This is a genomic window from Psychrobacillus sp. FSL K6-4046 (assembly GCF_038624605.1).
In the GTDB taxonomy this organism is placed as follows: Bacteria; Bacillota; Bacilli; order Bacillales_A; family Planococcaceae; genus Psychrobacillus.
Map to the genome: position 1 here is coordinate 944,901 of NZ_CP152020.1, position 12,883 is coordinate 957,783.

Genomic DNA, 12,883 nt, shown 5'->3' on the forward strand with positions numbered 1-12,883 from the left:
TAAAAAAGGAATGTCTCCAATCTGAGACATTCCTATATAGGCTTATTTTGTTTAAATAACATGTCTTAAAGAATCATATACAATTGTGATACACTTTTCTAACCGACGGGATCGGTTATTCTCATCTACTATGTGAAGGCTAATACCGTACTCATTAAATAAGCTTTTCAATTGTTCATTGTCCTGTAACCTCTGTTTTTGTGAGACAGGAAGTCTGGTTCCATCCATTTCATACTCATTATGAGGTTCTAAGTAAATGTAAGTATCTATTTGATTTACTCGACTCTTAATCATTTCGCTCAAAACTGCGCTTTTTTCGCCGATACTTTTTATTCGGAAAAACTGGGTGTATGTTTCCTCCGTATCAATAAAGAGCACTTTATTGGCTGTAGGCACTGCTTGCAAAATAGCATAGCTATGTCCAAAAGCGATTTGATGGAAGTCCTCCGGCATGTCGATATCAAAACAACCATTGATGTTATCGTAGAAGGCTCTACCGTATTCTTCTACAAGGTTCGTTTGAAAGTGAGCAGCTAGTAGCTTAGCCATCGTTGACTTGCCTGTAGACTCTACTCCGCATAAGCAAATTCTTTTAACGTATGATTCCCTTACAGCTGGAGGTAGCATTTCCCAATACGAATAGACACCTTTATCTCGTATTTCTGTTGCGGAGATAGGATATTGGGTACTCAGTCTATCAAAAAGGATATGCTCACTATCTGGAAAGTACATATTAAAATAATCTTCATAATCAGCTTCACTACTAAACACATATTCTAATTTTCCACCAAGCTTTTGAAGCAATTCCTCATTGGCCTGCTTAACTAATGGATCTGTCATATACCCGTCTGAACGACGCTCATAGTGAGACAGCACACGAACATTCGGCATATCTTTTGTGGCTTTAGTAACCCAACGCTCTCTTAGACGAGGAGACACCCATTTAAAATTACTGTTTAGACACAGGTCTTACTCATAGGCTTCATCGTAGCCTACAACTACAAACAACACATCTACTAGCGAAGCAGCTTTTATAATACAGCTGAGATGACCCATTTGAAAAGGTAGAAACTTACCTCCATAATAGCCAAATGTTAAGTTTGGATCATACTCGTTAATTGGAAGGCCGTAGTTCATACGCTTCTCCTTCAAGATTATGTTGCGCTCTGTGCATTTTCAGCCAGTTTACATATCCGTAAATAGAGTTCACTAAAAATGCCGACCACATAACAAGCATTGACCAGTCATTTCCGCCCGTTTTTGTAAGTGTGATCACCCAAAGGACAATTGTTAATCCATTGACAGCGATCCAAAGCACCCATTGCTCTGCATAACGTTTAAGCATCAATATTTGAGCTAGAACAGATAACACAACTGCAGCTGAATCTAATCGAACCTGTTGGCCACCAATAGCATTTAAAAGGTAGGCATAAGATATAGACGCTACAATAGAGATAACAATTATATACATCCATCCTTTTTTGTCTAATCGTTTTACAGAGACGTCTTCGCCAATTGCCTGAACTTTCGTTAGGTTTTTTCTCCATAAATAGATTCCGATAAACTGTATTGGAAAATAGAACAGTCCATTCAGCATAGACTCCCCGTATAATCCATACGTATAGGTGATGTAGGCATAAGTAGACGTGTTTACAATACCAAAATAATAATTACTAATTTTCCCCTTTGCTACCAATACCACACAAAGCATACCTGTTAGTGAGCTTATTAGACCTAATAATGAATCCTTCCAAGCAAAAAACAAATAAATATTAACTAACGTAAATACACCCAACCAAACTTTTTCAAATAAAGTCCAGTCCTTGAACATTCTCATCACTCTCTCCTTTATTCATCATGTTATTCTCCCCTACAATAATTCCATACAATCCTCAGGAGGTTCTTGCAAATAAGTAAAAATTACCCTCCTTTATAAGAAAATGTATCGAACAATAAAACAATAGATTATTCTGAGAATAAATACAATATCCTTTGAAAAATAAATTTTTAAAATGTCACCACCACAATAGGAGAGGCTTAAAAAATAGGATTGTGGTATGAATTCTTTGGGTGTATGAAGAATAATAAAGAAAGATTTGATATGATAAGAGAAGAACTTTTTAAGCCCAGTGGTAATATGTCAAGCGAAAAAAAGAAATGAATTGGAAATTACTTAAGTGATACTTTCCAAATGAACACTTTTTGCGCATACCAAATAAACCTCTCATTTTTCTGCTTTTAAAAAAGAAAAAAATGGAAGTTATTTAACGGGTGAAAGGTTGTGAGTTGGTTAACTCAGTCTCTCCTTTCTGGTGGTATGTACAGCTGATTCGTGCGTAGTAGCGAATGCACGAGGCGTACTAGTTTTCTAGCGGTTAAGACGAGAGCGCGTTTATGTTGGTGCTTGGTTACTTCTTGGTATTTCTTTTGATAAAAGGCTTTATATTCAGTGTCATATTTACGTACCGCATCTGCTGCTTGTACAAGATAATACCGTAGGTATTTATTGCCGGTTCGCATCCGGCTAGTATTTTCGGCTTCAAATTCGCCAGATTGATACTGTGTCCAAACGAGTCCAGCATATTTCGCTAATGCGTGGTGGTCATCAAAACGCTTGATATCTCCAATTTCGGCGAGCAAGCCGGCTGCGTACACGGGTCCAATGCCTTTTACGGAAGTTAATGTTTGGGTGAAACCTTTCATCATACGCTCGATTTCCTTATCCAAACGTTTGACTTGGGATTCCATATGGCGAATCGTACTTAAAATCACGGATAGTGAGATGTTAACGGGATCAGCCATGGCCTTGTCTAATCGAAAGGAATTACGTGCAAGCTTTTGAAGATATTTAGCGATTTCTTCTGGCTCGGCAAAACGTTTTTTGCCTTTCTCCTGTAAGAACTCAACCAGTTCTTCTAAAGGCATCTCGGCAATGGTTTCCGGATCTAGCTCTTCAATGACAGCGAGACTGGTCGTACCGAATGTATTCGAGAACGGGTTATCTTGGCGTAGGCCACTAAACTTTAAAAACAGTTGGTTCATCATGTAGGTTTTATTACGTGCAACTTCATGCATTAGATGGAATCGGGTACGTGTTAAACGACGAAGTGCTTCATATTGTAAGGTTTCTTGCATTTCATGTGGCAGACGTCCAAAGCGTAAATGATCCGCAATTACCCAGGCGTCAATTCGATCGTTTTTCGGTAACGTATCGTACCCCTTTTTAAAGCGAGATACTTTACGTGCATTTAACATATAAACCGCTGTTTGAAACGTTGGTTCATAATTGTGCAATTGATTCTTTAAATAATGAGCAACGTGCCAGCTATACTGGTCTGTCGCTTCTAATCCAATTTTAATATGTTCGCACTGATTTTTTTCCGCTGTTCCTAAAAGCTTTTGAATTAAGGTGTTCGCACCTTCTGTATCATTGGAAACAGAAAAATCAGCGAGCGTATGTCCCTCTCCATGCATGAAATGGACATGATGGGAGCGCAAACTCACGTCGATACCGACTAGCATTTGTGACATGCCAATCACCTCCTAAGGTGGGATTAATCAAGATTGTCTCAGACCTGGGTGCCCATCAGAATCATCGATGTCTGCCTCGTTATTAGCAATCAAAGTGAAAGAAGACCAAAATGAGCGCTACACTCTCTTCTTCCTCAGCGTCGCAGCCAGTGGTTAGACCTTCCATAATGAACGATGGGTAGCAGGCTTATTAAGCAGTGCACTAAGTGCCCGCAAGGGGGAAAAGCTATTTCCTGTGTCAACCTTGTCCGTTCCATTGTCTCATGGGCACGGTCTGAGAGAAAAGTAGATTGAAATAAAAAAGGACGAAGTACTGAAATGGAGCATCCTCCAATCTTCGTCCAAACGATATGAAGTTAGGCAACTCAAATAAGCAGGTAAGCACCTGTCAGCTTTATTTAGTCATGTTAAAAATAGACTTTTCCTTTTTGGCTCCCTCGGTAAAGCAGGGGTCAAACAGGTAAAACATAAAAAGGGTGAGGGAGCCAAGAGGCGACCACTTCCTATAGGAAATCCAACAGATCCTCCAGCTGTCCGGATCAACTGGAAATTCTATCGGAAAGAGCTCTTATTACTAATATACGAGGGGGATTACTGTGGACACACACCGAGTGCTAGTAGTGGAAGACGATAAGAAAATTGCAGCACTACTGGCAGATACATTAAGAAAATATCACTATGAAGTACATACTATAGAAGACTTTGACCATATAATTGAGGAATTTACAGCCTTTGATCCACACATTGTTTTGCTTGATGTGAATTTACCTTCGTATGACGGCTATTATTGGTGTAGACAATTAAGACAGCTTACGACTTGTCCGATTATTTTTGTTTCGGCAAGATCAGGTGAAATGGATCAGATTTTCGCTTTAGAAAATGGGGGAGACGATTTTATTACGAAGCCTTTCCATTATGAAATCGTCCTAGCTAAAATACGAAGCCATTTAAGAAGGACTTATGGGGAGTACGCAGCAAAGCAGGAGGAGAGAATCGTCCGAGCTGGAAAGCTTCAGCTTTTCTTGGAGCGGATGGAGCTACATATCGGGAAGGAAGAAATACCTCTTCAAAAGAAAGAGTGTACCATACTAGAATTATTGTTAAGAAACTATCCTAAAGTAGTGACACGGGAGCAACTATTAGAAGAGCTCTGGGATGACCAGTCCTTTGTTGATGAGAACACATTGAATGTGAACATGACAAGAGTCCGTAAAAAGCTTGCGGATTACCATGTGAGCTCCACCATTGAAACGGTACGAGGAGCAGGTTATCGCTTAAACCTTAGTTCGGAGGAATCCTGATATGTTTCGTTTATTTATAAAAGAACATTCTATCTTTATCATATTTCAAATTTTCCTTGTGTTATTTATCATGCTCCTTTATTGGCTGGATGGCTTTCGAAACGTTGATACTGCCGTATACTCAATCGTCATTAGCACCATCCTAACACTTACCTTTTTAGGGACGCTTTTTATAAAAAAAATGTCGTTTTATAAAAAAATACTATCTGTTCCAAACAAAATAGAGGTAGTCTTGCAAAAAGAAGGATACTCCCCCGAAGTAAGACAGGTGGAGACCTATTTGCAGCACATCTATCGTTTATATCAAAAAGAGGTACAGCTTTTATATGCAACTCAAAACAGGCATCTGCAATTTATGAACAGCTGGGTTCATCAAATGAAAACTCCAATTTCTGTTTTAGAAATGATGGGACAAAATGGGGAACAGATGGACTCTAAAAGTGTTCTCGAGGAAACGGATCGATTGAAGCGAGGATTAGAAGCCGTACTTATGAATGCCAGGCTTGATACCTTTGAAGAAGATATGCACATAGAACAAGTGAATTTAAGGCAAGTTGTGGCAGAAGAGGTTTCTAAGAATAAGCGATTGTTTATTAGTCATCGAGTTTATCCAGTCATTGAAATGGAAGATGATTGTTTAATCGCGACGGATTCTAAATGGATCCGTTTTGTTATTGCTCAATTTATAACAAATGCTGTTAAATACACGATGAAGGAAAATAAAAAGATATTTTTTGAAACTACTTTAGAGGACGAAAAAGTAGTATTGAGTGTGAGGGATGAAGGGATTGGTATCCCGGCCTCTGATATAAAACGTGTGACCAAAGCCTTTTTTACGGGCGAGAATGGACGTAAAAGTGGGGAATCTACTGGAATGGGATTATATTTAGCTCAGGAAATCTGTAATCGTTTAGGTCACAAGATGAGCATCAAGTCGATACTTGGTGAAGGGACGACCATATCGATCCTATTTGAGAAGTTAGATTCTAAGGAAAGGGATGACAAGGATGTCGATATTAGTTCTTGATGATATAACGAAGGTTTATGAAGGAAAAATAGCTCACCTTGCCATTAATCAGCTTAGCTTTGAAGTGGAAAAGGGAGAGTTCCTTGCAGTAATGGGTCCATCAGGAAGTGGAAAAACTACTTTACTGAATATAATTTCCACTATTGACCGACCAACCTCTGGGGATTTCTTTATAGACGGCTTAAACCCGCTGGAGCTGAAAAAGGATGATTTGTCTTTATTTAGAAGAAGACAGCTTGGATTCGTATTTCAGGATTTCAACCTTCTCCCAGCGCTTACTGTAGAGGAAAATATGATTCTCCCTTTAACCTTAGATGGGCAGCCTGTAGGGACAATGAGGGAAAAAGTCATTGAGATAGCGGAATCGTTGGATCTAATGAATATTCTAGAAAAGAGACCAGCAGAGATCTCTGGTGGTCAGGCGCAAAGAACTGCGATAGGAAGAGCTTTGATACATGGGCCGTCTATTATTCTTGCGGACGAGCCAACCGGGAATCTAGATTCTAAATCAGCACGTGATGTATTAGAAATATTAACTCAAGTTAATCAGATGAGTAATACGACCATTGTTATGGTAACTCACGATCCGATAGCAGCAAGTTATTGCGATCGAGTGCTATTTATCAAGGATGGAGAGTACTTTAACGAGATTTATAAGGATGATCGAAGACAAACCTTCTTCCAGAGAATATTAAACGTCCTTTCTCTCTTAGGTGGAAACGTTAACGATTTAAACTCTTTGCGAATGCCTTGATAATTTTCGAAAGATGAAAGTTAGGTGGAAATGTAAAATGACCTTTCAACAATTTGCTTATCATAATGTCATAAGGAACAGCAGGATATATGCAGCTTTTTTTCTAGCTAGTAGCTTTTCTGTTATGGTGTTCTTCGTCTATACGATGTTAATGTTTCATCCAAAGATTGAGGATCAGTTTTTACGTGATATAGCATTTGGTGGAATGCTGATTGCTGAGATTATATTAATCATTTTTACATTGTTTTTTTTATTTTATTCGATGAGTGCCTTCATACAGGCTAGGTCGCATGAGTTTGGCGTACTACTGAATCTTGGGATGCAAAAGCAACAGCTAGGTCGGATGATTTTTATAGAAACAATGCTATTAGGACTTATATCTGTTACTGTCGGCATATTCTTTGGCTTTTCATTTTCCAAGTTCTTTTTTATGGTTATCCGAGAGCTTTTTTTACTCGATAGCCTTCCTTTGTATGTATCTTGGAAGCCATTTGCATTAACAATCATCGTTTTTGTTACGATGTTTGTCGTGATTTCTTTTAGCAGTGTCGTTTTTATACGTAAGAAAGATATCATCCAGCTTCTAAGAGGATATAGTAATGACGAGGAGCCGACTGCATATAAAAAATGGAGAGCATTACTGGGGTTTGTCCTCATTTTATCTGCCTACGGACTTGTTATATTCTCGGCATTTCAAATGCATATTGCCCTTAGCTTCGTCATTGTGACATTAGCATTTTGGGGAACGTATTACTTTTATACGGACAGCATCCTCTACCTGCTACAGGTCATTCGAAACAAAAGAAAACTTTATTGGCGGTCTTTTCGGTTAATCGCTTTCGCAGATGCATCGATTAAAATTCGAGAGAATGCCAAAATGTTTTTCGTTGTAACAATTGTATCCTGTATAGCCTTTCTTTCAGTGGGAATCGTTACTTCGTTTACTTCCTTTACCGCACAGTTTAGAGAGTTAAACCCTGTAAGTATTTTCTACTCTAGTGATTGGAATAACCCCTATGAACAAGAGCATGTGACGAAGCTAACCAAGGAGTTGCAGAATGAAGGGCTTTCTTATGATTTAGTTAAATTTAACCTGAAGAAGCAGACGTCCTCTAGTACAGGAGAGACGGTCAACGTCATTAGAGAATCAGAAGTCAATAGCCTTGCACTTGCACTCAAACTTCCTTTTGTTGATTTGCTACCGGGACAGGCATTGTTAGTGCCCAATACAGAAGAGGACTTTGGAAGTATCCGAGTGGAAAATGAACAGACAGTGTTAGAGGAAAGTAATATTCCTCTTCGTATTCAGGATATTTACAATAAGTTAATTTTTCCTTCCCTAGCAATCAAAGATCGCACAATCATTATTAGTGATGAAGACTTTTCATTAATAACAGAACCATTGGCAGGGTATGAGGACCAGCAATCGAGAATGACCTTTTATGCCTTCCATATTTCTGAATGGCTCCGTACGAAAGAAATTGGTACTAGTTTAGACGAATTAATGAGTGAAACTGTTAGTTCTACTGGTATAAATTCCAATCCTTTTTATTACGTAAACCCAGGGTTGAACTATTCCATTATTCGCGCGACCTTCTCATTACTTCTATTCACGGGGCTATTAGTTGCTGCAGTACTAATCCTAGCTGCAGGTAGCTTTGTTTACTTCAAGCTATACACAGATTTGGAGAGAGACAAGAAGCAATATGATGTGCTGAGAAGAATGGGAGTAACAGATAGAGAGCTAGTGAAAATCGTTAATAGGCAGCTAATTCCGCAATTCTTTTTACCTTGGGGACTAGCAATGATTCATAGCACCTTCTCCTTCTTATTTTTACAGGCGTTTTGGGTGGATCTAGCTGCAGTTTCCATAGCAAAAGAAATGCTAATAGTTTTAATCGTGTTTACCATTATCCAGCTGTCCTATTTCTATTTAATAAGATGGAGATATATTGCCCATATTCAAGAATAAAATATGCATGAAAGAATGGGGCAGGGTTATTACTCTGCTCTCATTTTGCTTTGGAAGCAAATGGTGCAAACCTTCATTTTATATTGAATTGTCAAAACTTTTCTTATATAATTAAGTTGGGGATTATGAATGACTGTTCATTCAAGAAAGATGGGAGCTGTAAAAAATGAGTTTAGTGACACACGTTCAACAAAGGGCCTTAAAAAATCCAGACAAAATTGCTTATCATTTTATGGGAAAAGACACTACTTACGCAGAATTCAATCAGTCGGTAGAGCGCTTTGCGGCTGCTTTACATTCATTAGGGGTAGAAAAAGGGGATAATGTAGGGTTTCTACTTGGAAATTCTCCACACTTCTTAATTTCTCTTTATGCAACCATGCGTTTAGGTGCAACCGCAGTACCGATTAATCCAATATACACACCAGATGAAATTAGCTACATCGTGAAAAACAGTGACGCTAAAGCTATTATTGCCTTAGATGCGTTTATACCACTAGTAGAAAAGGCAGCTGGTGTTTTTTCAACAGTAGAAAACTATATTATCTGTGAGACCGATCCATCAACAGCTGACAAGCTTGCAGCTCTTCCAGCTACCTTAAAGCCTAAGGTGAAATCGTTTACATATTTGATTTCTACAGCAGTGGAAGCAGTACCTCATGTGGAAGTTCATTCAGATGACACAGCTGTCATTCTATACACATCTGGTACTACTGGACACCCTAAGGGAGCAATGCTGACATTTAATAATATTTACTCGAACGCTCGTGACGTTGCCGAGTATTTAAACTTCAGCACAGACGACCGAGTAATAGCGACACTTCCCGTATTCCATGTATTTGCATTGACGGTTGTAGTAAATGCACCATTATTAATGGGAGCTACTATTCTATTAGTTCCTAGATTCAGTCCACAGGAAGTGTTCCATGTTATTAAGGAGCAAGAGGCAACTGTCTTTGCTGGCGTACCAACGATGTTCAACTTCCTATACCAATTCCCAGAAGGAAAGGTAGAAGACTTCTCTACGATTCGTTTAGCGATTTCTGGAGGATCTTCCTTACCGGTTGCTTTATTGCACAACTTTGAAGACAAATTTAAAGTGCGTATATCGGAAGGATATGGTTTATCAGAGGCTTCTCCAGTAACTTGCTTTAACCCAATAGATCGTGACCGCAAGGCAGGATCCATTGGAACTTCTATAGTTAACGTAGAAAACAAAGTAGTGAATGAGCTAGGGGAAGAGGTACCGGTAGGAGAGGTTGGCGAACTGATTGTTCGTGGACCGAACGTCATGAAGGGCTATTACAAGATGCCTGAAGAAACGGAAAATGCTATTCGGGGTGGCTGGCTTTATACAGGTGACCTAGCTCGTCAAGACGAGGAAGGGTATTTCTATATCGTTGACCGTAAAAAGGATATGATCATTGTCGGGGGCTATAATGTTTATCCTCGCGAGGTAGAGGAAGTATTATTTGCGCACCCTGGTATCGTGGAAGCAGCCGTTATCGGCGTTCCAGACCCTAACTTTGGAGAAGAAGTACTTGCCTTCGTTGTAAAAAAGGATGAATCCTTAACGGAAGAGCAGCTTCATGATTATTGCGCTGAAAAACTAGCAAAATATAAGATTCCAAAAAGCATAGAATTTTTAGAGGAGCTTCCAAAAAATACGACTGGTAAAATACTACGTCGTACATTGAAGCCAACATCCAAAGCAAAATAACAGAAACTGCCTCCTGAAATGGGAGGCAGTTTTTTTAGTGGGAATTAAAATATAGTGCACATGTGTAAATCTAGTTGAATCGAGAGAGATACTGATTGATTGTAGTAATCTATGGATTGATTGTCGTAAAGTAGCGTGGGATTGTAGTAAAACACGGACCCATTGTCGTAAATTTAGTTGGACCGAGAGAGTTGCTAATCGATTGTAGTAATCTATGGATTGATTGTCGTAAAGTAACACGGGATTGTAGTAAAACACGGACCCATTGTCGTAAATGTAGTTGGATTGAGTAAGTTGCTGATCGATTGTAGTAATCTATGGATTGATTGTCTTAAAGTAGCGTGTGATTGTAGTAAAACACGGACCCATTGTCGTAAATTTAGTTGGATTGAGTAAACCGCAGAGTATTGGGTGTTTGGGTAGGAAGACGGTTTATTGCTCATCTCCTGAAATGCGTTTGCCTTATGAAGAGATCAACTTTGCTTAATGTTAAATATGAAAATATTCATGTAGCATTCTTTTTTTCGGGAATTAAAGGAAAATGATTTATAATGTCGAAATAAGAAAGACAACAAGAAAGCGAGGAAAAATAATGACTAAAAGACGGTTAGAAGCAAAGGACTTATTTAAACTGCAATCTATTACAAATCCTGTAATTTCTCCATCAAATAAGGACGCCTTATTTATTAGAACTGAAATGAATGAGAAGGATAATAAATACTATTCTTATTTGTATCATGTAGATTTAGAGACAGATGAGGTGGCCCAGTGGACACATCTGAAGGAACGTATATCATCACCATGTTGGTCCAAGGATGGAAAATACATAGCGTTCTTGTCTAGTCGAGATGACAAAAACCAACTCTTCCTTTTATCGTCTAAGGGTGGCGAAGCAAAGAAGCTAACCACTTTTGAAAAAGGAATCTCAAGCTTCCACTGGTCTCCTTGCAGTAAAAAAATCTGGTTTGTCGCGCCTTTAAAAGAGGGGAAAAGCTGGACAGACGACCCTGAAAAAGAAGAAAACAAGCATCCCGAGGCATATGTTGTAGATAAGATGAAATATCATTCAGACGGAGTAGGGCTATTGCCAAAGGATACGTATAGACAGATTGGAATAATCGATATACAAACAGAGGAAGCTGTACAGTTTACGGAGGGAAATCATCAGCACAGCCTGCAGGCAGTCTCACATGATGGCAAGAAAATAGTAATGGGAGTAAATAGAGAAGAAAACCAAGACTTTTCATTTAAACAACCTTTGTATTTAGTAGATGTGGAATCGAAGGAAGAGAGCTTATTAATAGATGAAGAGGGATATTTCGGAGGCGCTGCTTTTTCACATGAAAATGACTATGTTGCTTTTGTAGGATCAAATAGAACTTATGAAAATGCAACACACGATGAAGTATATATTTATAACGTTCAAACAGGTGTAAGAGAGGCCTTAACAGAAGGAATTGATGCTCCAGTCGGAGATTATTCCGGAGGTGATTTACAGCAAGGAGCAAGTGCACCAAGTATAGCCTGGACAAAAGACAACTATGTATATTTTCAGCTCTCTACTATGGGTGACGTCCGCCTCTATGTAGCTTCCTTAGAGGGAGAGATCTATCCAGCCACACCTGAAAACGAGCATGTTTATGGATATGACGTTGCGAAAGATGGCACATTTGCACTTGCCACGATAAGTAATTCAGTATTTCCCGGGGAATTATTTAAGCTTAATTTGACGACTGGGGAGAGAAAAGCACTAACTTCATTCAATGAACAGCTTTTGGAAGAAATAGAACTTGTCGAACCAGAGGCGATTGTTTATAAGGGAGCTAAGGACTGGGATGTTCACGGGTGGCTGATGAAGCCGGCTGGTTTTGAGGACGGAAAGAAATACCCGCTAATTGTAGAGATTCATGGTGGTCCCCATACGATGTATGCAAACACGTTCTTCCATGAGCTACAGTTATTGGCGGCTAAGGGATACGGAGTGCTATATGTAAACCCAAGAGGTAGTCATTCGTATAGTCAAGAATTTGTAGATGCCGTAAGAGGTGACTATGGTGGTGGAGACTATGAGGACATTATGGCAGGCGTTGACTATGTGTTGTCAGAAAACGATTGGATTGATAATGATCGTCTAGGAGTAACAGGAGGAAGCTACGGTGGTTTTATGACGAACTGGATTGTCGGTCATACAAATCGCTTTAAGGCAGCTGTAACCCAGCGCTCTATCTCTAACTGGGTTAGCTTTTACGGCGTTTCCGATATAGGATATTATTTCACACCTTGGCAAATTGGTGGAGATATGACGGATATTAATAAACTTTGGGATGCATCTCCATTAAAATATGCGTCTCAGGTGGAAACTCCGTTACTTATTTTGCATAGTGAAAACGACTATCGTTGTCCAATAGAGCAAGCTCAACAGTTGTATATTACTTTAAAGGGAATGGGGAAAGAAACAAGCTTTGTACGTTTCCCGCAAGCAGATCACAATTTATCGCGTGTCGGGTTACCAAATCTACGGCAAACGAGACTCGAACAAATTACGGGATGGTTTGAAAAGTATATTTAAGCATTAAGA

General features: G+C 39.1%; 10 protein-coding genes. 6 read left to right on the forward strand and 4 right to left on the reverse strand.

The genetic code is table 11. The annotated features are described in order from the left end of the window. Positions 1–51: 51 nt before the first annotated feature. The 4 genes from MKY09_RS04510 to MKY09_RS04525 form a co-directional block, all read right to left on the reverse strand. Positions 52–891: an AAA family ATPase gene (locus tag MKY09_RS04510; RefSeq protein ID WP_342567692.1), complete on the reverse strand. Its 840-nt coding sequence runs from the start codon at positions 889–891 to the stop codon at positions 52–54. A 78-nt stretch (positions 892–969) separates the two neighbouring features. Then, positions 970–1,137 (reverse strand): hypothetical protein, encoded by a 168-nt coding sequence (locus tag MKY09_RS04515; RefSeq protein WP_342567693.1) that lies wholly within the window; start codon positions 1,135–1,137, stop codon positions 970–972. Beyond that, positions 1,115–1,837, reverse strand: a complete 723-nt coding sequence (pnuC, locus tag MKY09_RS04520; RefSeq protein ID WP_342567694.1) for a nicotinamide riboside transporter PnuC — start codon at positions 1,835–1,837, stop codon at positions 1,115–1,117. Before pnuC ends, MKY09_RS04515 begins: the two co-directional genes overlap by 23 nt. Positions 1,838–2,295: 458 nt before the next feature. Continuing rightward, positions 2,296–3,531: an IS110 family transposase gene (locus tag MKY09_RS04525; RefSeq protein WP_251557253.1), complete on the reverse strand. Its 1,236-nt coding sequence runs from the start codon at positions 3,529–3,531 to the stop codon at positions 2,296–2,298. Positions 3,532–4,127: 596 nt separating this feature from the next. Here MKY09_RS04525 and MKY09_RS04530 point away from each other — a divergent pair. The 6 genes from MKY09_RS04530 to MKY09_RS04555 all read left to right on the forward strand — a co-directional run bounded on the left by MKY09_RS04530 (position 4,128) and on the right by MKY09_RS04555 (position 12,874). Beyond that, positions 4,128–4,832: a response regulator transcription factor gene (locus MKY09_RS04530; RefSeq protein WP_169360256.1), complete on the forward strand. Its 705-nt coding sequence runs from the start codon at positions 4,128–4,130 to the stop codon at positions 4,830–4,832. Between the two features lies 1 nt (position 4,833). Then, positions 4,834–5,859: a sensor histidine kinase gene (locus tag MKY09_RS04535; RefSeq protein ID WP_251556854.1), complete on the forward strand. Its 1,026-nt coding sequence runs from the start codon at positions 4,834–4,836 to the stop codon at positions 5,857–5,859. Continuing rightward, positions 5,840–6,613, forward strand: coding sequence for an ABC transporter ATP-binding protein (locus tag MKY09_RS04540; protein ID WP_169360254.1), 774 nt, complete (start codon positions 5,840–5,842; stop codon positions 6,611–6,613). Before MKY09_RS04535 ends, MKY09_RS04540 begins: the two co-directional genes overlap by 20 nt. Before the next feature lie 37 nt (positions 6,614–6,650). Next, entirely contained in the window at positions 6,651–8,585 is a 1,935-nt protein-coding gene (locus MKY09_RS04545; protein WP_169360253.1) for an ABC transporter permease, read from the forward strand. A 166-nt stretch (positions 8,586–8,751) separates the two neighbouring features. Next, entirely contained in the window at positions 8,752–10,305 is a 1,554-nt protein-coding gene (locus tag MKY09_RS04550; protein ID WP_169360252.1) for a fatty acid--CoA ligase family protein, read from the forward strand. A gap of 592 nt (positions 10,306–10,897) precedes the next feature. Continuing rightward, positions 10,898–12,874, forward strand: coding sequence for a S9 family peptidase (locus tag MKY09_RS04555; RefSeq protein WP_342567695.1), 1,977 nt, complete (start codon positions 10,898–10,900; stop codon positions 12,872–12,874). Positions 12,875–12,883 lie beyond the last annotated feature (9 nt).